The following is a 24,672-nucleotide window of genomic DNA, read 5'->3' on the forward strand; positions in this document are numbered from 1 at the left end:
CTCATCCGTTTTTCTCCCTTTTTTATACTTCCTCTATAAAATCATCTCGCAATGCAGTGATTTCTTCCTCTTTCAAACCAATCACTTTCAGAAAATCAGCCGCACTGCCATATTCTTTATACAAATAATCTAAAAATGCTTCCATGTAAGAAGGTTCGCAGCTCAGCATCGCTTTAAATTGATTGCGTGACATCAACGGCGGACGATGATGAAGCTCTTCATCCGTTATCTTCTTATACTCGCCCGTCAGCGCATAATCCTTCACGATAATATCTCTTGGCACGCCTGCTAAATCTAATAAAATAGCGGCAAGGACACCTGTACGGTCCTTCCCGACCCGGCAGTGGAATAGAACCGGATTTCCTTTATTCTCAAGAAAAATATCCATGATTTGTTTAAATTTCGGCTTACTGGTCTCCAACATCAAGATATACATTTCCACTAGAGTTTTGGGCATTTTAGTCGTAAATGTAGCGGGATCCAGCAAGGGGATATTATGAAAATCATAACGTGCTTTATCCTCTTTTCGATATTTCCCTTCCATGCTCATGCGTAAATCAATAACGGTATGAATGCCTCTTTCCTTTTGCAGAAAGGCATGTCCCCGAGGGCTCACCTGATGCAGAGAATCTGCCCGATAATACTTTCCCCATTTTGTTTGCTTGCCATCCTCCGTTGGATAGCCCCCCAAATCACGAATATTTTGTGTTCCTTCTAATGCAATATGCCTTTCCGGATTAAACAATAAAGTTTCTGTTGTCACGCTTCTGCCTCCCCTTTATTTACAAACCTTACCCTTCTATTATCTTCACGTACACTGTCCGTGTTCTCGGCCCGTCAAATTCACAGAAATAGACACTCTGCCATGTTCCCAAAATCATTCGTCCATTGGAAATAATCAATGTTTCACTGGCACCGACAACAGATGATTTCATATGTCCGTCCGAATTGCCTTCCATATGGACATAAGCTTCTTTATTTGGAAAGGTTTCGTTCAAGCCAAGCGATAAATCACGCCGTACATCCGGATCAGCATTTTCATTAATTGTAATCCCGCCGGTCGTATGCGGACAATATACCAGCATGATTCCTTCCTGCACACCGCTCTGATCCAGAATCTCTTCCAGCTGGCTATCCAAGAAAACAAACTCCTGCTTCTTCGTTGTTTTTATTTGAAATTCGATTGCATTTGTAGTCATGTCTCCCACCTCATTCCATAAATTCATGTTCAAAAAGTATGATGAAAAGGACCAAGAAGTTCAAGGCGACGAATTTTTTACGAACGGAGCGTATGCTTTATAATACGTGAGTATCGGAAAAAATTCGTCAACGCAGAAATTCGCCGTGTCATTTTTATTGGACTTTTTGAACATCCTCTAAAAATTCATTCTATCATGCGTTCTTTCAATTATAATCCTATCTTAACGAAATATGGACAAACCAACAAATAATTAGGCAGTTTTGAAACATAACCCCTTCGCAAATCGTACGATAGGATATAGGCTTTATATGCTCTTTCAATCATTTGAGCGAAACACAAACTATATGAAAAGGATGATGATGTTGCGAAAAACATACATAATTCTGGCTGGTTTAGCCTTTTTCCTCCTCTCTGCCTGTTCGAGTCAGGAAAGCACAGCGGAAGAGAACGCAGAAGAAGTGCTTCAGCAATTGCAAGAGGAGGAATATCAACAAATTACCGACCAATATTTCTCTGATGAACTGCAGGAATCATACCCTGCAGACGAATTACAGCTGTCCTGGGAAGCCAATCGTGGGAGTACATTTGAAGAAATAAGTAATTTGGAAGCAACCGCAGATGATGACGAGACAGCTGTTTCCGGTGAAGTCATTTTTGATGATGCACGAATGGAGGTAACTATGGATTGGAATGAAGAAGAAAAACTGGAGAGCTTACAAATAGAGCGCCCAATGGAGGAATTAGCCCTCCCTGATGCTGCAGTGGAAGAGGATATCACGATAGAAGCGGAAGACGGCTACCCCTTAAATGGAAAATTGACCCTGCCTGATGAGGAAGGCGGACCATATCCAGCTGTGGTGCTTGTACATGGCTCTGGTCCAAATGATATGGATGAAACTATTTTTAGCTACAAACCCTTTCAGGATATTGCTTATGGGTTAGCAGAAGAAGGAATTGCGGTGTTACGTTATGATAAGCGTACGTATACACATGGAGAAAAAATGGTAGAAGAGCTGGGGGCGGCACTGACCGTTAAGGAAGAAACGGTGGATGATGCAGTGGAAGCAGCCCGCATGCTGCAAGCGGACGACCGAATTCAGACGGATCAAGTATACATCAATGGACACTCTCTCGGAGGAATGCTGGCGCCGCGCATTGACGACGAAGCAGATACAGCTGGCATGATTCTTTTAGCAGGCTCTCCTCGGTCATTATGGGAAATCCTGTACAATCAGCAATTAGATTTAGCTTCTGATAATCTGAGTGAAGAAGCACGAGAACAGCTGCAGAAACAAGCAGATGCATTTAAAGAGCTTGCCGAAAGCTTTCAAGATATGTCTCCAGAAGAAGCCATGGAATATGACATTGGCGGAATGAGCGGATATTACCTTCGTGAAATGGATCAATACGATGTCGGCCAAATCGCGCTTGATTCCAATAAACCACTGCTTATTCTTCAGGGCGAAGCAGACTTTCAGGTCACCGTGGAGAATGACTTCGCTGCATGGGAAGATATTTTTGCAAATGAATCGCAGGCAACATTAAAAACCTATCCGGACCTTAACCATAACTTTATTCTATCCCAAGGGGAAAATAAAGGCACGATAGCTGAATACAATATTCCCGGTCATGTGGATGAACAGGTTATCAAGGATATCAGCAATTGGATTCATGAACAGGCGGAATAATACAGCAATAATTCCTGAACTCCACTAATCTGGTTTACAATTTGAAAGCCGGATTATAAAATGATATTATGATATTTTATTGTGTTACTCGGCAGGGGGAAAGCTTTTGTTAAATCAATCATTAATCAAAAAAATTATTATCGGTATCTTACTTATCGCACTAGCTGTGTTTTTATATTTTTACTTTTCAGTGTTTATACCTGTCCTGCTGGCATTATTAACAGCAATTATTTTTGAACCGCTGGTGAAGCTGCTGCAAAAAGTATTAAAACAAGAAAAACGAATCTGGCCGGTTACCATCGTTTTTACGACCTTCGTGGTAGTGGCATGCGGATTAATTTATGTCATGCTCACAAGTACCATCAGCCGTATCGTGGAATGGAGTTATAATGTTCCCAGGTACGGAAGTGAAATTCAGACCATCATCACTGAAATTATTAACAGGTTCAATGATTTAATTGCTGATTTGCCACAGCGTGATGCGATTATCAGTGAACTGGAACGTCAATCAGAACGGCTGTTAAACACAGGATATGACTTAGTAGAGAGTTTGATTGGCATGCTCGGTTCCTGGGTCCAATCCATTCCTAATCTGCTTTTTGTATCGCTTGTCTATCTGATTACTTTCTTTTTATTCAGTCTGGATCTGCCAAAGCTGTTCCAAGCTTTTTTCTCTCTATTTCCAGAGGCAACATCTACAAAACTAAAGACCTTCTTCCAGCGTTTAAAAACGGTTTTCTGGGGATACTGGAAAGCGCAATTCCTGCTTAGTGTAATGATTTTCATACTTACCTATGTGAGCTTATTATTTATCTCACCTCGGTTTGCGCTCTTAATGACCTTTATTATCTGGCTCGTGGACATTATTCCGCTGTATGTCGGTCCGGCATTAATTCTGGTTCCATGGGGAGGACTGATGATGCTTATCGGCGACGTGCCAACCGGTCTGCAGCTGATGGTATTAGCCTTATTCCTCCTGGTCATCAGACGAATTACGGAGCCTAAGGTGCTCGGTGATCAAATGGGACTCGCGGCACTGCCAACCGTTTTATCCATGTATTTTGGATTTGTCTTCTTCGGTGTACTCGGACTTATTTTTGGACCATTCGTTGTCAGTGCGTTTCAAGCAGCCCATGAAGTTGGCTTATTCCAATTTGTGAAGAAGAAGTCGATTGAAAAGGTAGAAGAAGAAAGTCTATAAAAGCAAATAAAAAATCCGAATCTGATTTTGCAGATTCGGATTTTTTATTACGGGGGACAATTCGTAAAACTCCCGCTGAGTGACATTTCGTTTTATAAGCAAAGCATCTGCTGCCTTATTTGATGATTTCATTCAATGCATGGCCGACGCCATTTTCTTCATTACTTCTTGTTACATGGTCTGCATATTCCTTTACTTCCGGCTCAGCATTATGCATCGCTACAGCTGTCCCTGCATATTCAAGCATCGAAATATCATTAAAATTATCTCCAATGCTGACGGTGTCCTCCTGCGGGATTTCATAATACGCTGCCAGCGCTTCTAATGCATTTCCTTTGCTGGAGTCGGGATGAGCGACTTCTAATTTTTGATAGCCTGAGGTGGTGATGGAAATATCCTCCCTGTCCTTCCAGTTCTCTGCAAGTTTCTCCAGCTCCTGACGACGGAAGGACAAAATAAATACTTTATATGGCTCCAATTCGGTAACGCCTGCTTCTAAGTAGTCATCTACTTCTACCATCCCATACTGCATATTTTGTATTCGAATAATATGCCCGGCATTTTCCTTTTCTTCCGGCGTGTCAAACAAAGCTTCCTTCTCTTCTTCTAAAATCGGTTTCTTATCCTTTTGAATGTAGACGCCTTTATTTGTATAAATTTCAAAATATAATCCCGCACTCGCCACCGTGTCCATGATTTCCGTCAGCTTGTCTGCAGCAAGTATCTGGCTGCGGATAATTCCCCCATTTACACTGGTCAACGAACCATTCGCACAGATTAATGGAACTTCTAAATTCGCCGCTTCCGCAATTTCCTGCATATCATGCAATGATCTTCCAGAGCAAAAAGCAACGATATCGCCGTTTGCTTGTTTTCTATGAATCGCCTCTTGATTCTCTTCACTGATCTTTCCGTCTTCACTTAGTAATGTACCATCTAAATCAATTGCAATTAACTTCACGTGCTTCACATCCTTCCAGTTGCTATCTTACCATATTTGAAGCCGGGTTGATTGCCCGGCCTGTTTTGCTATATCTGTTCCGCTGTATTTTACACCTTACATGCCTAATAACGTGGTTACAATCCAGCCGGAGCCATAGAATATCATAAATTGAACCCCGATTCCTACACCAAGGAAACGATTCAATAATCCGCCGACCATTGCCATCGCAAACGTAACGGTAACACTCACCAAGCCGCCTTCATAAAACGCAAGCAGGGTAACCACACCGATAAACATAGCAATAATGGCTTCCTGGTTAATATGCTTTAATACAAGAACCGTCGCTTTCCGTGCAAAATTCATCGAAAATGGATAGGCAATCACAGCCGCAACAATAATTCCAATCAATCCGTATAAAAGGAAGTCCAGCGGCTCCATTAATGTATGCAGATTATGGACCGGTTCTGCTGTAAATACAGGCGGCGCATTAAATAACGCTTGTGCAGGTCCGATTGCAACCGGACTGAGCGGAATTCCAAAGGCCACGAGCGGAATAATCGTCTCCGCAATATACGTCGATTCCGTGACCCCATTCATCGTAGAAAGGCTGGTCGTTGACTTCTTGTATTGTCCCTTCACCCTGGAACCTACCAGCTCTCCCATCAATGCGGTCATGCCGACAGGACTTAATGCAAAGGTTAACGAAGATAAAAGCGACGTCCCTCCAACCGATGCTGTTTGTTTCTTAGTTAATACTTTAAATGGATTCGGAAAATACCCCGACCATGATTTCTTTTCTGGAGCTAATTTATATTCATTGGGCTGCTGACGCTGAATCATCAAACGTCCGCTCCCGGAGGTTGCCAATAAAATATCAGTAAACATAGGCCCAATCGCAATCCCTAAGAAAAAGCTGATTGATAATCCGGTTCCCAGAATCGTGGTGCTGACCATATTCAACCCTTGGATCACAAGTGCAAGCGGAATGATCAAAATAATACTCGCCCAGCGACCTTTGGAAAAGTACCCAATCAAAACAGCTGCTAATGTAAATATAATCCCGGCGTTTTCCTGAAAAAATTCACCAAACTGGCTTAAAAATACAGCAAACGCCAAGGATACAGGAAGCGCAATAAATGCGCCAATAATCCCGCCGGAAATCATTTTACGCAACGCAATATGCGGCAGGCCGATGCGCCGCATAAAGTTCGCATGGTCCAGCATCGGCGTTGCCGTCGTATCTCCAGGGACACCCATTAATGCAGTAGGAATCGCATGTGTAAGATGCTTGGAAAGTACGGCAGCCATAAAAAAGGCAAAAACAGCTTCCGGAGGTGCTCCCAACAGCACTACAATCAATGTAGCGGGAACCAGCACAGCAGTCTCATCGGAGCCGGAAATCAAGCCGATTACCGTGAAGATCAGCCCGGCTACAATCGCTAATCCGATTGATATCAGTAATACATCCATTTTCGTTCATTCTCCTCTTTCAACTATTTCTTTCTCATCGCTTTGCGTTTTCTCATCTGAGATAAACATCTCATAAAATCCTTGTTCCTTCATCTCTGCCACAGTAACTGGATCATTCAAAATAGAGTCACGCTCTTCCTTCATATCCAGCTGCAGCTTCTCATATATTTCCGACAGCTCTGCATTGGTAGACGCCGTTTCATTTAAAGTCCGCTTTGGCTTAAATAAAAACGTATTGACAAGCAAACCTGTTACACTGCCGACGATGCCTGACAATAGAGAATAAGACAGGATCATTTCTTCCGGAGCAATCCGCGGAAAAATAAGCTCTCTGCCAGCAAAAAAGCCAAGAAAGCTCAACACCACACTGATGGAGATTGTCATGATTAAGTCTTTGCCGACAACCGTATCACCAATGATTTCAACATATGCTTGAGAACGTTTTTGTTCTGGTTCTTCCATCTTTTTAAACACCCTTCTATATAAAATATCTCTGAAACAATTATTTGCAGAATGAAATAACCTGATTATACTACACACAAGCTAATTATACTAGGAGTTATTAGCAGATACTAATCGCAGCATAACTTATAAGCTGGAAGGCTTATCACCCATATAATCTGTTATACTAATAGCTGTGAAAATCTGTTATACCCGAATTAAAATGCAGTGAAAAGGAGCGGTTTTATGAAACTGGAAACAGACAGACTTATCATTGTCCCTTGTACAAAACAGACAATGACTTCAGACTATCCATGCGGTCCTCATATTATCCAGCATTTACATGCATTAAAAGAAGACCCTGCTCTATTATATTGGGGTGTTTGGCTTGTCAAGCGTAAGGCAGATGACAAAATAATTGGAGATATGGGGTTTAAAGGAAGACCAGATGAAAATAAAACGGCAGAAGTCGGTTATGGATTTCTGGAAAGCTGTTGGAATAAGGGTTATGCAACAGAAGCGCTTGCCGCTTTATTAAAATGGGCAAAACATACTTACGAGGTTGATAAAGTTATAGCCGAAACACATTTGGATAACCCTGCTTCCATGCGGGTACTCGAGAAAGTGAATATGCAAAAAGAAAAGCAGACGGAATCGATGCTTTATTGGAAGTTGGACCTGGAAGATATTCACTGAAATAATCGCTTCATATTCCATAAAAAAAAGGAAAGCACCTTATTGCAAAGTGCTTTCCCTCAAATTTTTTCTATTAAGTTTCTATTATTCTACTACAGTCACATTAACTTCACGTACGCCCCAGTTAAGAGCCTCATCACGTGTCGGAACATGAATATCAATTTTATTACCGTTAATTGCACCGCCGATATCGCCAGCTACTGCATGACCATAGCCTTCAACATATACTCTTGTACCTAGTGGAATCACATTTGGATCAACAGCAATTACTTTTTCATTCGGGTTTGCGTTTAAGTCAATTCCGGTTGATGTAACACCAGAACATCCTTCACAGTTAGCTGTATATGCGGTAGAAGTTACAGAGATTGTTTCACCGCTAGCTTGTTCTTGTGTGTTGGTTTCCGTTACAGGTTCCTCATTTTCTGTGGAGTTCACAGCTTGTGCTGCTTCAGCTTCTGCCTCTACTTGAGCAGCTTCTTCTGCTTCTGCCTCCGCTTGTGCTGCTGCTTCAGCTTCTGCCTCTGCTTGAGCAGCTTCTTCTGCTTCTGCTTCCGCTTGTGCTGCTGCTTCAGCTTCTGCCTCTGCTTGAGCAGCTTCTTCTGCTTCTGCCTCCGCTTGTGCTGCTGCTTTAGCTTCTGCTTGAGCAGCTTCTTCTGCTTCTGCTTCCGCTTGTGCTGCTGCTTCAGCTTCTGCCTCTGCTTGAGCAGCTTCTTCTGCTTCTGCTTCCGCTTGTGCTGCTGCTTCAGCTTCTGCCTCTGCTTGAGCAGCTTCTTCTGCTTCTGCTTCCGCTTGTGCTGCTGCTTGAGCAGCTTCTTCTGCTTCTGCTTCCGCTTGTGCTGCTGCTTCAGCTTCTGCCTCTGCTTGAGCAGCTTCTTCTGCTTCTGCTTCCGCTTGTGCTGCTTCAGCTTCTGCCTCTGCTTGCGCTGCTGCTTCAGCTTCCGCTTGTGCTGCTTCTTCTGCTTCCGCTTGAGCTTTTTCTTCTGCTTGCGCTGCTTCTATATTTTCACTTGCTTGATTAGTTTCATTCACTTCATCTTCATTAGCTGATTTATTATCAGGTACTTGTGCAGCCGGTGCACCTTTTTGTTCAACATTTGATTTCTTTATAGTTAACATTTGATCAATAAAAATAAGATCTGATTCAAGATTATTCCATTCTTTCAAATCAGTAACCGTTACACCTAGTTTATATCCGATACCAGATAATGTATCGCCCTTTTTTACTTTGTATTGTTCGTTAAGAATTAATTTTTGATTTGGATGAATAAGAGATGACTTTAAATTATTTAAATCAAATAATTTGTCAACAGTCGTTCTATGTTCTTTTGCTATATTCCACAAGTTATCGCCATTTTGAACCTGATACTCCGCTGCTGAAACATTTGAAAGACAAGAGCCGCCTAAAACGACACCCGTAGCAACTGTAGCTACTAATTTTTTCATTATGTAGTCCCCCTATAAATATTCGACAAATTTAATAATAGCACATTTTACCAAACAATAAGTTACAAAAATATTAATAGTTTATTACAAACGGTATCGAAATAAGTAATAATTTAATGTTAACATCCTAAACCTTGCCATTTTATTGAGTCATTCGTTTACTTCGATTCTATTACTCTAAGTTCAATCTGATTTAAATAATTCTCCAGCTTTAATATATGATTAACTAGCTGCCCGGAATCCTTCCACCTTTTCATTTCTTATTTACTTAACTTTCACACCTAAGGATAAGCACATATATCTTGCTATTCCAGGATGAACATGTTCTCCATTACCATGCTTGCAATTTGGTGAAATATCCGGCCTTTTTGGAATCGGTGATGGTGCATAGCTCCGCTCCGGCCAACCACTCCGCTTTCCGACGTACAAATGTTTTCGATGGGGCGAGTAATCGCAGTCCCAGGACGTACTAGTGCAGACGTTGCAACAACTCTTTTCGATGGGGTGAGTAATCGCAACCCCAGGACGTTGCGGTCTTAGTCTGCCATGGGGACGGCTTCAGCTAACTTGAAAAGAAACCCGCTTTTCAAGTGGATCTTCAGCTCGCCCTGCGATGCACAGGACGTGCAAGTGCAGGCGTTGTGACAGGAGTCACGGGTTTAGCCTGCAAACCACTTAGGAGTCTCCGTGGTTGGCCTGCGCTCTGATAGAATTCTACAGCGAATGAAAGAAATATCATCTTAATGAGCTAGACGAAATAGCAGCTGTCGTCTGAACAACCCAATCATGACAGCATGAATATGAAATACAGGGAATTGCTTCGATGCACAGAAAGTAATCTTGGCGGAACATTTTACCATGCAGCATGAAAAAAATGTTCTATCTGATTAAACATCTATTTGGTGAGTTGTTTTTTCACGTATAGAACGTCTTATTAGCGGAGGCGGACCGTTTTGACTCCTGAGGGATCAGCACCATCTGAAGATCCACTTTTGCCAAGTGCTCTTCTTGGCAAAAGTTAGCTGAAGAGCGTGCCCCTAGGCAGACTAATGTCGCAACGTCCTGGGGTTGCGATTACTCACCCCATCGAAAAGAGTTGTTGCAACGTCTGCACTAGTACGTCCTGTACGTCGGAAAGCAAAACGGTCCGCCGCAGCGGCGCTTTACACTTCGCCTTCTATAATCTTTGTCAAGGAAGTTATCAAAGGAACGATCAACTCCTGTTTCTATGGAAAAGAGAGAGTTACTCTTTCTATCAAAACAAAACATCATTTTGCAGGATTTTAATGGACGGTTCTCCATGATAATTTCCTTTTCCTGTTAAAAAAAATCCCTGGGCTGTTTCCCCATTACTTCTATCATTTCAAAATTTTAAGTAAGATAGGACAAGATGGATTATCACAATATGGTACAAAGATGATTCTCTATTTTGTGATGTAAACGCATTCATTTATTATTTAGCAATTGTTATGATTCTAATTAAAGGAGGCAGCATTGTGTTAGGAGAAAGAGAAGAGATTATTTTTAACGCATTAATCAATGACACGAGTATTACAAGTTCCGAACTCGCAGATAAATATAATCTTTCTCGCCGACAATTAGGCTACACCTTTCAAAAAATAAATACGTGGTTAAAAGATAGCCGTTTGCCAGAAATTGAACGAACAAAGAAAGGGCAATTCATCATTGATCAATCTATTTTAACTGCAACGGTGAAGCAAAGCACCACTGCAGACGCCAAGTTCCAAGACGGCGTCATGCCAGAACAGAATCGGGTAAAATTTCTAACCATGGCCATATTAGGCGGAAAAGATGCTATCTCGTTAAGTGGTTTAACCAGACAGTTAGATGTCAGCAAGAATACCATTCTAAATGATATGAAGCATGCTCAGAAGCTGTTAGATGCTTATCAATTGAAAATACAGCATACAAGAAAAGATGGTTATCAGATTATTGGAAATGAATTTCAGGCACGCAAGATGATGATTGGGCTGGCAAATGAATTGATTCTGCATGATGACAACAAGCGGAAGCTGCTGGAAATCCTGTTACTTGAGGACGAACTGCTCGATCAGTTTGAGCGCCGTCTGGAGCGGGTTGAACAAAAGCTTACTATTCAATTCACAGATGAAATTATGATGACACTTCCAGCCATATTTGTTTTGATTCTGCGGAGAATTCAAAAGGGATATTCCATCCAGCCATTGTTTATCCGCTATGATGAGCTCTCCAATACAAAGGAATATCAAGCGACAGAAGAAATTCTATATGACAAAGCTCTCCCAACATCTGAACGCATCTTTATTACACTGAATCTGTTAACAGGGAGTGTCCACCGGAATTCATGGATGACTGAGGATTACATCCCTAATCTGGTACCGGCCATCGATAAAATGGTCCGGCTCTTTGAAAAAAATGCCTGTATTAATTTTCATGACCGTAAACAATTGATTGATAAGCTTCTGCAGCATTTAACACCAGCGTATTACCGGATTAAATATCAGCTGACAGACTCCATTCTTTTTGAAGATAACGATAACGAAGAATTCGAACAGATTCGTCATCTGGTCCATTTAGCAATTACGCCGCTTGAGGAAGTGATAGAAAACAAGATTCCCGAAAATGAAATCACTTATATTGTGATGCTGATCAGTGGATGGATGCACAAACAAGGGGAAAGCATGGCTCAGAAAACAAAAGCACTGGTAGTCTGCCCGCGGGGGATTTCCGTTTCCCGTTTAATGTTCCAGCAGCTTCGTGAGCTATTTCCTGAATTCGTATTTCTGGATTGGCTGTCTGTCAGAGAGTTTTTACATTACGAGCTGGATTACGATATTGTTTTCTCGCCCGTTTCATTAGAAACAGAGAAAAAATTGTTTATCTGCAAACCCATTCTGCGTGCGGAAGACAAACAGCGTATTCGTAAACAAGTCATGCTGGAGATATACGATTATATTCCAAATGAAATCAATGTGGATGATTTGATGGCTAAAATCCAGTTACATGCTAATATTTCCGATGAAAAGCGTCTGCGGAAGGAACTTTATGCTTTTATCCACAGGGATAAAAATGCTTCCATTACAAAACAAGACGCTGCATCAGAAGAAAAGGATTTACATGATTTTCTGACAGTGGATCATATTACGTTGAGAGAATCTGTCCCCTCTTTTGACGAAGCCATCCGGCTATGCGGAGCTCCATTGCTTACAAATGGATACATTACGCCGCATTATATTGATGCAGCTATCCAGCATTCGAAAGAAGATTCGTATATTGCAATTGGCGAACACGTGGCTATTCCACATGCTACACCAGAGGAAGGTGTCAAAAAAGTTGGCATGAGCCTGTTAAAAATTCGTAACGGCGTGCCGTACGGGGAAGAAAATCATCAGATTCACTTGATGATTATGATTGCTGCAGCAGATAAAAAACAGCATATTCATGCACTGATGCAGCTGATGAAGGTTGCTTCCTCGTCCAGCCTGTTACCGAAACTGACGCAAGCGAGTTCCAAAGAATATATTTACAAATTGATTCGAGATTATATCGTTGATCAATAGTTAAGGCAGGAGTGTTATTTCATGAGTGAATTACGTTTTGATAAAGAAGTTATTTTAATGAATTTAGAGGCAGCTGATTATATAGAAGTTCTTCAACACATGGGAGCAAATTTAGCAAATCATCAGTATGTCAAAGACAGCTTTATTCCGGCAATTATAGAAAGAGAGAAAGAATTTGCAACGGGATTACCGACAGCAGGTGTATCTGTGGCTATTCCACATACAGATGCTGTTCATGTAAATCATAAAACTATCAGTATCGCTACATTAAAAAATCCAGTAGATTTTGTCATTATGGGAGAAGAAACGGAGACCACACCTGTTCAAATCGTATTTATGCTGGCAATGGATGAGCCTCATTCACAATTGAAGCTTCTGCAGGATTTAATGAAGATTTTTCAAGAAGGAACTTTTCTCAATCAATTACTTCAGACAGATAATGCATCAGAAATACAGAAACAATTAGCTGACAAGCTTGATCTGCATGACTTTAAAGGAGGTGAGAAGCTATGAAACAAGTACTTGTAGCTTGCGGAGCAGGAATTGCTACATCCACTGTAGTAAATAATGCGATTGAAGAATTAGCAAAAGAAAATGGCGTAAAAATAGATTTAAAACAAATCCGGATTGCAGAAGTAAGCACCTATGAGGATACAGCAGATCTATTGGTTACTACTGCAATGACAAAGAAGGAATATCCCTTCCCTGTTATCAATGCACGTACGTTTCTGACAGGAATTGGTGTAGAAGATACAAAGAAACAGATTTTAGAGGAATTATTAAAATAATAATTTTGCTGCTCTGCTCTTGTTAAGAGATAGAGCAGCATCCTAACCCATAGGAGGGAAAACTAATGCAAGGATTTGTTGATTTTATACAAGCATTTCTAGGCTTGGGAGCTACTGTCATTTTGCCCGTTGTCATCTTTTTACTTGGACTTTTATTCGGCCAAAAGCCTGGAAAAGCTTTTCGTTCTGGTCTGACGATCGGTGTTGCATTTGTAGGTATTTTCCTTGTCATCGACTTATTGACCTTAAACCTTGGCCCAGCAGCACAAGGAATGGTAGACAGACTCGGTGTCAGCTTAAATACCATTGATATCGGCTGGCCGGCTACTTCATCGATTGCATGGGCATCGACGATTGCTGCTTTTATTATTCCGTTAGGATTAGTTGTAAACGTCGTCATGCTGTTAACAAAAACAACGAAAACGATGAACGTAGATATTTGGAACTTTTGGCACTATACCTTTATGGGCGCGATTGTTTATACCGTATCTGGAAGCATCGTGCAAGGACTGATTGCCGCAACGTTATTCCAAATCGTCTGTTTAAAAATAGCAGACTGGACGCAGCCGATGGTACGTGATTTTTATGAAATGCCAGGCGTCTCTGTTGCCACCGGAAGCACGATTTCGTATGCACCTTTTATTTTTGTGGTTAAAGGAATTCAAAAAATTCCTGGTCTCAATAAACTTCATGCCGATCCAGACTCTATCCAAAAACGTTTTGGAGTATTTGGAGATTCCATGGTTATCGGCTTGATTCTTGGTGCCGCAATTGGCGCTTTAGCGGGATACGGTGTCGGCGAGATTATTAATATTGGTATTTCGATGGCCGCCGTTATGGTGCTGATGCCAAGAATGGTAAAAATTCTGATGGAAGGATTAATGCCTGTCTCTGAATCCGCACGTACATGGCTCAATAAACATTTCGGTGATCGCGAAATCAATATCGGTCTGGACGCTGCTGTTTTATTAGGGCATCCGTCAGTTATTGCTACGGCGTTGATTTTAACGCCAGTCACTGTTTTGATTGCTGTTATTTTACCAGGAAATGCAGTGCTTCCTTTTGGAGACTTGGCGACCATTCCATTTGTTATTGCTTTTGTTGTCGGAGCTTCCAAAGGAAATATTATTCATTCTGTTATCGTCGGTTCAATCATGATAGCGATTTCCCTCTATGTAGCAACGGATATCGCCCCATTATTCACGGATATGGCAATGAGCGCAGACATTAATCTTCCAGAAGGTTCCGCACAGGTATCCAGTATTGATCAGGGAGGTAATATCGTTAACTGGGTAATCTGGAGATTCTTTGACTTATTTAATTAATGGAAGGTTTATTTGAATCAATGGTTACTTTTGATATGGAACTAGCAGAAAATAATGATGTTACGAAATATTATTCAAGCATCTACGTTCTTTAATAAAACAAGGTTTTACCATCTTTTTTTCTGCTATTTTATTCAAACTTTTCTAAAATAGTTGATTGGAAAATATATAATACGAGGAGAATGGATCATGAAAGCTCTTGTAAAAACAGAACTGGGACATGGGAATTTACACATGCAAGATGTAGAGGAGCCTGTTGTATCCAGTCATCAAGTAAAAATCAAAGTAGCTTGTGCAGGTATCTGCGGCTCCGACATCCATACGTACGAAGGCCATTATAAAGTCGCTGTCCCAGTTACCTTAGGACATGAATTTTCTGGAGAAATCGCAGAGATTGGAGATGGCGTTACCAAGTTTAAAGTAGGAGACCGTGTTACCTCAGAAACTACCTTCTATATCTGCGGAGAATGTAAGTATTGCCAATCAGGAGACTACAATTTATGCAATCACCGTAAAGGATTGGGAAGTCAAATAAATGGCGGCTTTGCTAAGTATCTTATCGCGCGTGAAGAAAGCCTTCACCACCTGCCAAAAGAAGTGGATGACCAGTCTGGTGCAATGGCAGAGCCTTTGGCATGTACATATCATGCCATCCAAAAAACAGAAATACGCGAGGGTGATTTAGTCATTGTTCTCGGGCCGGGTCCAATCGGTTTACTTGCGGCCCAAGTAGCCAAAAGCAATGGTGCAGATGTTTTAATTGCCGGTCTGACAAATGATCAGATTCGTCTGGATAAAGCAAAAGAAATTGGCATCGATTATGTCATTAATCTTCAAAAAGAAAACTTGAAAGACAAAGTAAATGAGCTGACAGATGGGTATGGTGCAGACGTACTTTTAGAGTGCTCCGGCTCGATTCACGCAGCCAATCAGGGTCTTGATTTATTAAGAAAAAAAGGACACTATGCGCAAATTGGTATTTTCCCGGAAGCTCAGGTTTCCCTTGATATGGAAAAAGTCATTCAAAAGGAAATACAGGTAGTTGGAAGCAGAAGTCAAAAGCCTGCCGACTGGGAACCCTCCATCCATTTAATGAAAGAAGGAAAAGTAGATGCCAAAAGTCTGGTAACACATGCATATTCTATCAATCAGTGGGATAAAGCTTACCAGGCAATAAAAAGCGGGGAAGCCATCAAAGTCATGCTCACCCCTCTGGATGATTAAAGTGTCTGAAATATAAATCGAAATGAGGTTTTAACATGGTTGATATGTTTTTAGATTTTATGCTCGGTCCAATGCGCGGCATCAGCCAATTTTATTTTGAATACCAGCTTATCTTCAACTCCATTGTCGTCGGTATCGCTGCCTATTTCCTAGTAAAAAGAAGTAAGAAATCGAATCAATCGCATTAGAGAGGAGTTCTGACTTGAAAGCTCTAAATTTATACGGTATAGAGGATTTACGTTATGAAGAAGATACACCTATTCCTCAAATTATTCGTGAAGAGGACATTCTTATTCAGGTAAAATCCGCCGGCATATGCGGTTCAGACTTGTCCCGTTACAAAAAGCTTGGACCTTATATTCCAGGCACCACTTTTGGCCATGAATTCTCCGGAGTGGTAGCTGCTGTCGGCAGTGCGGTAACACAATGGAAAGAAGGCGATCGCGCAGCTGCTTGCCCGACCTTTGCCTGCGGGAATTGTATTTACTGCAGGCAGGGATTTCCAACCCGCTGTACAGAGCTGACGGTTATTGGTGCAAAACAGCCGGGAGCTTATGCTGAATACGTTGTCCTGCCTGCATCTCACGCGCTACTGCTTCCGGATGAAATTGATTTTGACACTGCATCTCTGCTGGAACCATCTTCTGTCGTGCTGCACGGTTTTTACCGTACTTCTATCCAGCCGGGTGCAGCAGTAGCAATCATGGGCGTTGGCAGTATCGGGCTTCTTTCTGTTCAGTGGGCAAAAATCTTTGGAGCGGCAACTGTTTTCGCCATTGATATTGATGAAAACAAACTGAAAATCGCTAAACAGCTGGGCGCTGATATTCTGATTAACCCGCTAAAAGAAGACACGGAAACGGTTATAAAAAATCATACCGCTTCCTCTGGTGTTGACCTGGCTGTAGAATCAGCAGGCTCTCCCCTGACTAGCAAGCAGGTGCTAGCACTCCCTAAAAAAGGCGGAGAGGTTTTATACTTAGGTATCCCTTATGGCGATATCACCCTCCACCGCTATTATTTTGAAAGAATCGTCCGAAATGAATTGCGGATCTTAGGCGCATGGAATGCATTATCTGCACCCTTCCCAGGAAAGGAATGGGAGACAGGGCTCTATTATATGAAAACAGGACAGTTAGATGTAAAGCCGATGATTTCTCATCATCTTCCGTTGGAGAATGGTCCTGAGGTTTTCCATCAGCTTATTCATAAAGAAGTAGATGCCGTGAAAGTTCTTTTTCATCCTTAGGCTGTGAAATTGAAAAATAAGAAGAAACATCTAATCTCTAACAGCTAGATGATTCTTCTTTTTTACTGTCTTTTTTTAAAATAAATACAGTAAAAAGTTATCTGATTTATGGTAAAATAATAAGGTATGATGTAGGCATACGAAGCCAGTCATGCTCCAATACTAACCTCCAAGTTAGCACCCCGCTAACTGAAAGGAGGTGCTACTATTGGTGGCTACACGCAAAAAAAGAAAAAACAGCAAAATAAACAAACTATGATGAGCCACCTAACTCAATCTGTTAGTTTCATAGCTAATACCCTAAAAAGTGTTTATTATCTTATTAAGCTGTTTTTTCATTAATTTTCTCCCACCCTTTTTAGATGGTTTTTATCTGTAAAATCTTGCTTATATCATAATTCAATAAACTTTTTTTATGACTCTATAGCATAAAAAAAGAAGCCGGGAACCACTCCAGCTTCTTTCCCGCCACTATGGGCTACACGCAATTCTTTCTTCCTCTTTAATTTACTTTACAAATAGATGCCTGTCAAACTAATTTATTTAGTTAAGTCATTATGTGTAACTTAAATAAGGGGTAACATATATATATTCCCTATAGAGAGGATTTTATCCCTATTTACTTATAAATATTCTCTTTACCGATTCTCCTTAATAAATATACTCCCTAACGGCAATCTCAAAATACGATTATACAGCTTTTGATAAAGCGAAATATCATACGTATCCGTTCCATCTATATTATCCATCATTCGGAACGGTACAAAAAACGTATTTACCTTCATATTCGGATTCAAAGCCAGCCCATTTCTTTCATAAAAGCGAATCCGCCGAATTCTCGTTGTCTGATCCTTCTCATCCTTCGCAGCATCCGGATCCTCCACCTCCAGTAAAATACCATCAGGAAACAACGCATTTAACTGACGAATGAGTTCACTGCCGAGACCCTTTGATTGATATTTTGGAAGAATAGCCAGATATGCAATAAAAACACCTTTAAACCCAGGCTCCTTCTGATAAATAGCATAGCCATATTTTTCTTGCCCATCCGTAAGATAGACAGCTTCCCAAATGCTCTTTTTGAAATTACGCCGTATCACCATACGGGGAAATAACTCTTCCCGGCCAAATTCCTGTTTTAAATAATTATAAATAACTTTTATATTGATATTTGTTACATTCATTTTTTCTAAATAGTATTTCTTCGATTGCATGATAATCCTCCAGTTTTTATTGCAAGCATTACTTAGATCTTTTGCGCTCCTCTTGTTATTCGCTGTAAAATACGATCCTTCTAGTATCAGCTGTCTCCTGTTGAACAAAAGGTACCACTAGCTACGTATGAGACACAACCATCTCTGCATTTCCTTTTAAAGAAAATGCTTTTACCGTATGAGGAATAACAAAATGATCTCCTTTTTCAATAGCAAAGGATGTATCATCTATCGTAATCGAAGCTGCTCCTTTGATTACACTCACCTGCAGAAAATCTTTATCTCTTTCCAGCACGGCGTCTCCTTGTAAATCCCAATGATAGACCGTAAAATAAGTTTCCTCAATAAGTTTTTGGACTGTCAAATCTTCTATTGCTTCCTGAAGTGTTCCCACACCCGGATCTTCATGAGGTACATTGGTTACTTCAGCAGCCTGTTCGAGATGTAATTCCCTTGGCTCCCCGTTGGCATCCGTGCGGTCATAGTCATAGACACGATACGTAATATCCGAGCTTTGCTGCGTTTCTAAAATAACAATTCCTGCACCAATGGCATGAATTGTTCCGCTTGGCACATAGACAAAATCTCCTGCGGTTACAGGCACACGTTTTAACAGCGTATCCCATTCACCGTTTTCCATCGCTTGCTTCAGCTCTTCCCGACTGTTGGCATGATGGCCCAAGATTAACTCTGCTCCTTCTTCGGCACCCAGTACGTACCAGCATTCTGTTTTTCCATAAGGAACGCCCTCTTGTTTCTGAGCGTAGATATCATCCGGGTGGACCTGAACAGAGAGATTTTCATTCGCATCCAGGATTTTAACTAAAAGTGGGTACGTCTCTCCCGCAGCCTCTGCTCTATTAAATAATTCCTTATGGTTTTCCCACGCATCTTGAAGCGTCCTGCCTTCAAGCGGGCCATTTTTGATTTGGCATGGTCCGTTCGGATGAGCGGAAATAACCCACGCTTCGCCCGTCCGTTCATAAGGTGTCGAATAACCGAATTCGGTTTGAAGCTTCTTTCCTCCCCAAATTCTTTCCTGTAAAACAGGCTCTAAAAAAAGTGGTTCATTATACATACGGATCCTCCTCAGAAAAATTTTGCTTCCTCTAAACTCTCTTGATTAATCACATTCCTCTATACGTTTAAATTAAATCTGCTTTCTATAGTATAGCTTCTTTCATCATACTTCCTCAAGCCGTTTCCCTATTTTTCGCGCCTTGGTCTTCTCCTGTCATTTATAGAATCGGTATTGCTTTCCAAACAGATAAAGTGCTGCCAAGTTATTTCGTATTTTTGATGATTTCTTTTTCTTCATCGCTATATTCCAACAATATTCCCGTCTTGTCATCAGCATGCTTAAACCGCGGATACCTTTGCAGAGATATATCGCTTCCTTCTTGCTGAACAACATATGACAACAACCGTTCAACGCCATACTCCATCGCATACATTGCCGTTTCTCCCCACGTATCGCCATCCACTCCATAAAGCTGCATCCCATCTGTAAGCAGCAGAACCTTTTCCACCTGCTGAAGCGGAATCCTTCCATAGCTTAAAAAGTCCATTGCTGCCGCTGTACCGTCCATAATGCTATATCCCTGAACTGTATTTAACTTCCTTCGATTCGCGGCCAATGCAGGGATAATCCGCTCTTTTTCTTCTTGATAGACCTTTTGAAAAGCTTCTCCGCTGACATCTGCGCCGATTCTCCAGGAAATAGATTCATATAAATCAGAGAGTGCCTTTTCATCCAGCCGCATCACATGATCATAGGAAAGTGCCTGTATTCCGCCATCCTGATACTTCACAAAAATCATGCAATCCCCTGATTGCGCATACTCCATATATGTTTCATGTATTTGTATCGCTGCCATCCCGCAGGTGCTGCGTTTTTCTTTTGGAATGGCATTGATTTCCTGCCCCAGCTCCTGCTTCGTTCTCTCAGCCAAATCTGTATTCCCTTTTTGAATCAGGCTGATGAATGAATCTGCGACATTTCCCGTATTTAAGCGATGCTGCATGGTTTCTGCTGCTATTTTCCCAGACAATCCGCCTACGCCCGTTGCCCCGTCGATTACTGCAAACAGCTTTCTTTCCAGATTTTCTACATAGGCATCTTCATTTGCCGGAGCGCTGCCTTGCTTATGTACTTTTGATATATGAATCATTCTATTCCTGCTTTCTTTGTTGATTAAATTTTAAATCAAATGAATAACCCTTTCCTTAGTTTAACATGCGAAAAACGTCTCTATGTATAAAAAACTACCACCTGACAATCAGATGATAGTTTTCTGCTTTCTTATTTTGCTTTTGATTTCGTAATGATTTTCCCGTCCGTGCCTACTCTCTTAATAAACAAGGCCAGAATAAATGCTAAACCGATAATCAACAAGGAGATAAAGAACGAGAAGTTGATGCCGTGAAGCATGGCTTCATTCATTATTTCTGCCTGCATCTGTTCTGCTGCTGCACCAGTCGGCATTTGTGATGGATCCATATTTTTCATCGCTTCTTCAGCCAGTGATTCTGCCTCACTGTTCGTCCGGCTGTTCATCACCGTAATCAACAAGGCAGAGCCAATCGCCCCGGATACCTGCTGCAGTGTATTGTTCATAGCCGTACCATGCGGGTTTTGATACATCGGCAATTGGTTTAATCCATTTGTCATAACTGGCATCATTACCATGGACATACCAAATGAACGAAGCGCAAAAATAACCATAAGCGATGTGATCGTAATCTCTAAATCCAGCTGTGTAAAGAAGTACGTTGTCACACCTGTAATCACGAGCCCGACCAGTGTTAATGTACGGGCGCCGAATTTATCGAATAACCGTCCGGTAATCGGCGACATGATTCCCATTACAAGCGCGCCCGGAAGCATGAGCAGACCTGCTTCAAGCGGGGTAAATCCGCGGACTGTCTGCACATATAGCGGAATTAAAATCATTCCTGAAAATAACGCCATTGCCAATACAACCGAAATAGCCGAAGATAAGGCAAACATCGGGTAACGGAAAATACGGAACTCGAGCATTGGATCTTCCATACGTAATTGGCGAAGAATCAGCGCGACGATACTAATTACACCGACAATCAATGTAATATAGACAGCCGGATGACTCCATCCCATCTCTGAATCTCCTGCTGAACTAAATCCATACAATAAACCGCCAAACCCTAAGCTGGACAAGATAATTGATAGAACATCCAGCTTGATGCCGCGCTGCGGTGTAATATTTTTCAGCTTGAATACGCCTATTAATAATGAAATCACCGCAATTGGGAAGACCACATAGAATAGCGTTCTCCAATCAAAGTGCTCCACAATCCATCCAGATAATGTTGGCCCAATCGCCGGCGCCACAATCATTACCAGACCGAAAGTTCCCATTGCCGTACCACGCTTTTCAATTGGAAAAGCAGTCAGCATGACATTCATAAGCAAAGGCATCATTACCGCTGAGCCTGCTGCCTGAATCAACCTTGCCAGTAAAAGAATGGAAAAGGTCGGTGAAATAGCCGCTATTAATGTACCTAATGTAAACAATGTCATTGCGGTTAAAAATAGCTTTCTATTTGTAAAACGTTGAATCAAAAACGCACTTGCAGGAATAAGAATCCCGTTCACAAGCATATATCCATTTGTCAGCCATTGAACTGTCGTCGGACTTACTTCAAATTCTGTCATTATCGAAGGCAGTGCTACGTTTAATAATGTTTCATTTAAAATAGCTACAAACGCCCCGATAAATAAAATCGCAATCATCCCGTAAGGCGGCTGTTTATGCATTTCTTTTATATCTGTCATTATATACCCTCGCTTTCTCTCCATAGGAAAAATCATGTTTCCTTCTGTCTGTTATGTTAAAATTTTTATTGCACTGAAATACGTTTCTATGCTACGTAGTGCTTTTCTGACATACAAAAAAATGGCATTAAGAAGAGGGTTAAAAAACATTTATTTGTTATTTCAAAGCAACCTCTCACTTAAGACTTAACTATTTTATACCTGCAGTCCAATAAATGCAACATAAATCTTTTAATAATTTTAAAATGTTGATATATCAATGAATGTGGACTATCATAAATATTGTACACCTATTCTATTTTCGCAAAATTTTATATAAAGGGACGGTTACATGAACAAGAAAAAGAAACAAATTATTGAAGCTGCACAAACGCTTTTTATTAAGAAAGGGTTTTCTGCGACTCCGATTCAGGATATTTTAGAAGCAGCCAATGTATCAAAAGGAACATTCTATAATTATTTTTCTTCCAAAACGGAATGCTTAATGGCCATTTTGTCATTTATCAAGGAGGAAGTTATCCACGACCGTCATCAGCTTGCTCTTGGAAAATCCTCCTCAGACAAAGAGGTTTTTGTTAAACAGATTGCTGCCCGTTTTCATATTGATAAAAAACATAACCTGATGGCCATGTTCGCTTCTTTGGCCAGTTCAGATACAGCACATCAAGAATTAAAGGAATTCCTAAACCAGCAATACCTGGAGGAAGTCACATGGATGGCTGAACGGATTTGTGACGTGTTCGGTGCTAAAAAACAAAAACACGCCTATGATGATGCGGTTACCTGCTTCGGCACCATCCATTTAACCTCTAAGATATTAATGGATATCAACAAAACAGAAATTCCGATAGAAGAAACGATTTATTTTGCTCTCGGGCAGATTGAACGAGAAAGATTACATCCGCCCTTTTTACAGGCTGACTATTTTCTCCCCTACCATCAGATAAAAGATGCTGGAGAGCAAGACAGCAAAATCGAATTACAGCAAACATTAACAGCGTTAAACAGCAAAGTGGATAAGCTGAAAAATGATAAATTGACATATTATCATCACTTTTTACTAGAACAGCTAAAATCAGAGAATCCCAATTTATTTTTGATGGAAAGTGTCATGAATTCCTATCAGAACGCCTTACTGCACACCGAATTAGAGGATAAGGGAAAGTATATTCAAATACTGTTTACGCAACTCATAGAGGAGGAAAAGGAAGATAGATAACTGCCCTTCCTTTTCCAGATTAAAAAAGGGTTCTTTTCCCATAATCAAGAAAAAAATCGCATATATTTCTATGCTGCAGCTAATTTACAAAACCTTTGTGAATGTTATAGACTATAAGTTAGAGTTTAAGATAATTTACCTATATTTAAGAAAGGTGGTGAAAACGTGAAAAAGATATACACTTTGCTTTCTATTTCCCTGCTATTCTTTTTGATTGCTTGTTCTCAGGAAGCAAGTGAGGATGAGGTTGTTGAAAATGTACTAAGTTCCCATCGCGATGTGAATCAATACGCAGCTGACTTTACAATTGATACATCTGACCTTACCAGAACGACGAGCTATAACATAGAAGTCCAACTGTCAGAGGACCCTGCTGCACTGCATCAGGTTTCCACAGCGGAAGCGGATGGAGAAGAAACGTCCATCGAAACGTATCGTGCCGGCGAGGAAATTTATACACAGGAAGCAGATAGTCCTTGGGTATTGAGAGAAGCGGAAGAAAACGAACCTTTATTCAGCCCTTCCTACAGAGAGGTTGTTTCTGTCCTGGAAGATGTCATTGACTATGCGGAATTCGATTCGGAAGGCGGAACCTACACCTTTCATTATGATGGCTTTGAACGGGATATTTATGAAGCATTTGAAGGCCCATTCAATATTCTGTTAGGCGGTTCGGATATTGCTGACGAGGACATGGCTTTGGTTTTCACCTTTGAAGTAAACAAAAACGATTTCTATATTGAGAATTTAGAATATAACCTCTCCGTTGAAAATGAAACCGGCAATGTAGATATAAATATTCTTGTAAACTATGATGATGTAAATAATATTGATGACATTGAAATACCTGATGAAGCGCTCGAAGAAGCATCTTAACCAGACGCAGTTGATACCGGTATCAGGTTTCATTGAAATAGATGTGCAATAGAACCTCTTCGTAATGCGCTAAAGCTTTATGAAGAGGTTCTTTTTATGCAGGCAAATGCTAGATTGACCCCTTAGAAGCACACAAATTAGACAGGCCCAGTAATTTTTCTGATTGCATAGAATTAGCTACAAAATTCATTTTTCAAAAATAATAGTTATTAATTTTTGAAAAATAAAAACATTTTATGTTTATTTATTATTTTGAATATGGTAAACTATTTTTATGAGATACATAATCTGTTAAAAATATAAACATAAGGAGGGTTGTT

At 40.8% G+C, this 24,672-nt stretch carries 22 protein-coding genes; 12 read left to right on the top strand and 10 right to left on the bottom strand.

From position 1 onward, the window contains the following. Positions 1-22 precede the first annotated feature (22 nt). Both MKX55_RS19200 and MKX55_RS19205 read right to left on the bottom strand, forming a co-directional pair. A complete protein-coding gene (locus tag MKX55_RS19200) occupies positions 23-763 on the bottom strand; it encodes a tyrosine-protein phosphatase (RefSeq protein ID WP_212928387.1) in 741 nt (246 codons plus the stop codon). Positions 764-791: 28 nt separating this feature from the next. Then, positions 792-1,199, bottom strand: a complete 408-nt coding sequence (locus MKX55_RS19205; protein ID WP_212928388.1) for a secondary thiamine-phosphate synthase enzyme YjbQ — start codon at positions 1,197-1,199, stop codon at positions 792-794. 364 nt (positions 1,200-1,563) lie between these two features. On the opposite strand from MKX55_RS19205, the gene MKX55_RS19210 reads away from it, so the two are divergent. Together MKX55_RS19210 and ytvI are read left to right on the top strand one after the other, a co-directional pair. Beyond that, a complete protein-coding gene (locus MKX55_RS19210) occupies positions 1,564-2,889 on the top strand; it encodes an alpha/beta fold hydrolase (protein WP_246528974.1) in 1,326 nt (441 codons plus the stop codon). A gap of 106 nt (positions 2,890-2,995) precedes the next feature. Continuing rightward, positions 2,996-4,090, top strand: a complete 1,095-nt coding sequence (gene ytvI / locus MKX55_RS19215; protein ID WP_212928391.1) for a sporulation integral membrane protein YtvI — start codon at positions 2,996-2,998, stop codon at positions 4,088-4,090. 115 nt (positions 4,091-4,205) lie between these two features. On the opposite strand, the gene MKX55_RS19220 is transcribed toward ytvI, so the two are convergent. The 3 genes from MKX55_RS19220 to MKX55_RS19230 all read right to left on the bottom strand — a co-directional run bounded on the left by MKX55_RS19220 (position 4,206) and on the right by MKX55_RS19230 (position 6,965). Continuing rightward, positions 4,206-5,051, bottom strand: a complete 846-nt coding sequence (locus MKX55_RS19220; RefSeq protein WP_339234230.1) for a Cof-type HAD-IIB family hydrolase — start codon at positions 5,049-5,051, stop codon at positions 4,206-4,208. A 96-nt stretch (positions 5,052-5,147) separates the two neighbouring features. Next, complete coding sequence (locus tag MKX55_RS19225) at positions 5,148-6,503, bottom strand: tripartite tricarboxylate transporter permease (protein ID WP_339234232.1); 1,356 nt, start codon at positions 6,501-6,503, stop codon at positions 5,148-5,150. 6 nt (positions 6,504-6,509) lie between these two features. Next, the gene (locus MKX55_RS19230) at positions 6,510-6,965 is read right to left on the bottom strand and encodes a hypothetical protein (protein ID WP_339234235.1); all 456 of its coding nucleotides are present in this window, start codon (positions 6,963-6,965) and stop codon (positions 6,510-6,512) included. 225 nt (positions 6,966-7,190) lie between these two features. Here MKX55_RS19230 and MKX55_RS19235 point away from each other — a divergent pair, with 225 nt between their 5' ends. Next, complete coding sequence (locus tag MKX55_RS19235; protein WP_212928395.1) at positions 7,191-7,640, top strand: GNAT family N-acetyltransferase; 450 nt, start codon at positions 7,191-7,193, stop codon at positions 7,638-7,640. 84 nt (positions 7,641-7,724) lie between these two features. On the opposite strand, the gene MKX55_RS19240 is transcribed toward MKX55_RS19235, so the two are convergent. Beyond that, entirely contained in the window at positions 7,725-9,083 is a 1,359-nt protein-coding gene (locus MKX55_RS19240; protein ID WP_339234238.1) for a LysM peptidoglycan-binding domain-containing protein, read from the bottom strand. A gap of 1,496 nt (positions 9,084-10,579) precedes the next feature. On the opposite strand from MKX55_RS19240, the gene MKX55_RS19245 reads away from it, so the two are divergent. The 7 genes from MKX55_RS19245 (at position 10,580) to MKX55_RS19275 (ending at position 17,229) form a co-directional block, all read left to right on the top strand. After that, positions 10,580-12,643 carry a BglG family transcription antiterminator gene (locus tag MKX55_RS19245; protein ID WP_339234240.1) on the top strand — a complete coding sequence of 688 codons (2,064 nt, stop codon included), beginning with the start codon at positions 10,580-10,582 and terminating at the stop codon, positions 12,641-12,643. A 21-nt stretch (positions 12,644-12,664) separates the two neighbouring features. Beyond that, a complete protein-coding gene (locus tag MKX55_RS19250) occupies positions 12,665-13,156 on the top strand; it encodes a PTS sugar transporter subunit IIA (RefSeq protein ID WP_212928897.1) in 492 nt (163 codons plus the stop codon). Continuing rightward, the gene (locus tag MKX55_RS19255) at positions 13,153-13,431 is read left to right on the top strand and encodes a PTS sugar transporter subunit IIB (protein WP_042529862.1); all 279 of its coding nucleotides are present in this window, start codon (positions 13,153-13,155) and stop codon (positions 13,429-13,431) included. The genes MKX55_RS19250 and MKX55_RS19255 overlap by 4 nt, the downstream gene beginning before the upstream one ends. A gap of 65 nt (positions 13,432-13,496) precedes the next feature. Continuing rightward, a complete protein-coding gene (locus MKX55_RS19260) occupies positions 13,497-14,756 on the top strand; it encodes a PTS galactitol transporter subunit IIC (protein ID WP_339234242.1) in 1,260 nt (419 codons plus the stop codon). Positions 14,757-14,945: 189 nt separating this feature from the next. Next, positions 14,946-15,980 (top strand): zinc-binding dehydrogenase, encoded by a 1,035-nt coding sequence (locus MKX55_RS19265; RefSeq protein WP_212928899.1) that lies wholly within the window; start codon positions 14,946-14,948, stop codon positions 15,978-15,980. Positions 15,981-16,015: 35 nt separating this feature from the next. Further along, on the top strand, positions 16,016-16,168 hold the full coding sequence (locus MKX55_RS19270) for a hypothetical protein (RefSeq protein ID WP_212928900.1): 153 nt from the start codon (positions 16,016-16,018) through the stop codon (positions 16,166-16,168). Between the two features lie 14 nt (positions 16,169-16,182). Continuing rightward, positions 16,183-17,229 carry a galactitol-1-phosphate 5-dehydrogenase gene (locus MKX55_RS19275; RefSeq protein ID WP_339234248.1) on the top strand — a complete coding sequence of 349 codons (1,047 nt, stop codon included), beginning with the start codon at positions 16,183-16,185 and terminating at the stop codon, positions 17,227-17,229. 638 nt (positions 17,230-17,867) lie between these two features. On the opposite strand, the gene MKX55_RS19280 is transcribed toward MKX55_RS19275, so the two are convergent. From MKX55_RS19280 to MKX55_RS19295, 4 genes are all read right to left on the bottom strand, one after another. Further along, positions 17,868-18,443, bottom strand: coding sequence for a GNAT family N-acetyltransferase (locus tag MKX55_RS19280; RefSeq protein WP_339234250.1), 576 nt, complete (start codon positions 18,441-18,443; stop codon positions 17,868-17,870). Positions 18,444-18,564: 121 nt separating this feature from the next. Then, a complete protein-coding gene (gene manA / locus MKX55_RS19285) occupies positions 18,565-19,521 on the bottom strand; it encodes a mannose-6-phosphate isomerase, class I (protein ID WP_339234252.1) in 957 nt (318 codons plus the stop codon). 205 nt (positions 19,522-19,726) lie between these two features. After that, positions 19,727-20,614: a PP2C family serine/threonine-protein phosphatase gene (locus MKX55_RS19290; protein ID WP_339234254.1), complete on the bottom strand. Its 888-nt coding sequence runs from the start codon at positions 20,612-20,614 to the stop codon at positions 19,727-19,729. Positions 20,615-20,745: 131 nt separating this feature from the next. Continuing rightward, a complete protein-coding gene (locus MKX55_RS19295; protein ID WP_339234257.1) occupies positions 20,746-22,257 on the bottom strand; it encodes a DHA2 family efflux MFS transporter permease subunit in 1,512 nt (503 codons plus the stop codon). A gap of 331 nt (positions 22,258-22,588) precedes the next feature. Here MKX55_RS19295 and MKX55_RS19300 point away from each other — a divergent pair, with 331 nt between their 5' ends. Together MKX55_RS19300 and MKX55_RS19305 are read left to right on the top strand one after the other, a co-directional pair. Next, the gene (locus MKX55_RS19300) at positions 22,589-23,476 is read left to right on the top strand and encodes a TetR/AcrR family transcriptional regulator (protein WP_339234259.1); all 888 of its coding nucleotides are present in this window, start codon (positions 22,589-22,591) and stop codon (positions 23,474-23,476) included. Between the two features lie 165 nt (positions 23,477-23,641). Continuing rightward, positions 23,642-24,352: a DUF6612 family protein gene (locus MKX55_RS19305; RefSeq protein WP_339234261.1), complete on the top strand. Its 711-nt coding sequence runs from the start codon at positions 23,642-23,644 to the stop codon at positions 24,350-24,352. Positions 24,353-24,672: the final 320 nt, after the last annotated feature.

The sequence above is a fragment of the Oceanobacillus sp. FSL W7-1281 genome (genome assembly GCF_037969835.1).
Taxonomy (GTDB): Bacteria; Bacillota; Bacilli; order Bacillales; family Amphibacillaceae; genus Oceanobacillus; species Oceanobacillus oncorhynchi.

Coding starts and splice junctions, on each gene's coding strand:
- MKX55_RS19250 (WP_212928897.1), top strand. CDS start 12,665: ATGAGTGAATTACGTTTTGATAAAGAAGTTATTTTAATGAATTTAGAG.
- MKX55_RS19300 (WP_339234259.1), top strand. CDS start 22,589: ATGAACAAGAAAAAGAAACAAATTATTGAAGCTGCACAAACGCTTTTT.
- MKX55_RS19255 (WP_042529862.1), top strand. CDS start 13,153: ATGAAACAAGTACTTGTAGCTTGCGGAGCAGGAATTGCTACATCCACT.
- MKX55_RS19295 (WP_339234257.1), bottom strand. CDS start 22,257: ATGACAGATATAAAAGAAATGCATAAACAGCCGCCTTACGGGATGATT.
- MKX55_RS19270 (WP_212928900.1), top strand. CDS start 16,016: ATGGTTGATATGTTTTTAGATTTTATGCTCGGTCCAATGCGCGGCATC.
- MKX55_RS19225 (WP_339234232.1), bottom strand. CDS start 6,503: ATGGATGTATTACTGATATCAATCGGATTAGCGATTGTAGCCGGGCTG.
- MKX55_RS19230 (WP_339234235.1), bottom strand. CDS start 6,965: ATGGAAGAACCAGAACAAAAACGTTCTCAAGCATATGTTGAAATCATT.
- MKX55_RS19280 (WP_339234250.1), bottom strand. CDS start 18,443: ATGCAATCGAAGAAATACTATTTAGAAAAAATGAATGTAACAAATATC.
- MKX55_RS19235 (WP_212928395.1), top strand. CDS start 7,191: ATGAAACTGGAAACAGACAGACTTATCATTGTCCCTTGTACAAAACAG.
- MKX55_RS19240 (WP_339234238.1), bottom strand. CDS start 9,083: ATGAAAAAATTAGTAGCTACAGTTGCTACGGGTGTCGTTTTAGGCGGC.
- MKX55_RS19290 (WP_339234254.1), bottom strand. CDS start 20,614: ATGATTCATATATCAAAAGTACATAAGCAAGGCAGCGCTCCGGCAAAT.
- MKX55_RS19205 (WP_212928388.1), bottom strand. CDS start 1,199: ATGACTACAAATGCAATCGAATTTCAAATAAAAACAACGAAGAAGCAG.
- manA (WP_339234252.1), bottom strand. CDS start 19,521: ATGTATAATGAACCACTTTTTTTAGAGCCTGTTTTACAGGAAAGAATT.
- MKX55_RS19265 (WP_212928899.1), top strand. CDS start 14,946: ATGAAAGCTCTTGTAAAAACAGAACTGGGACATGGGAATTTACACATG.
- MKX55_RS19260 (WP_339234242.1), top strand. CDS start 13,497: ATGCAAGGATTTGTTGATTTTATACAAGCATTTCTAGGCTTGGGAGCT.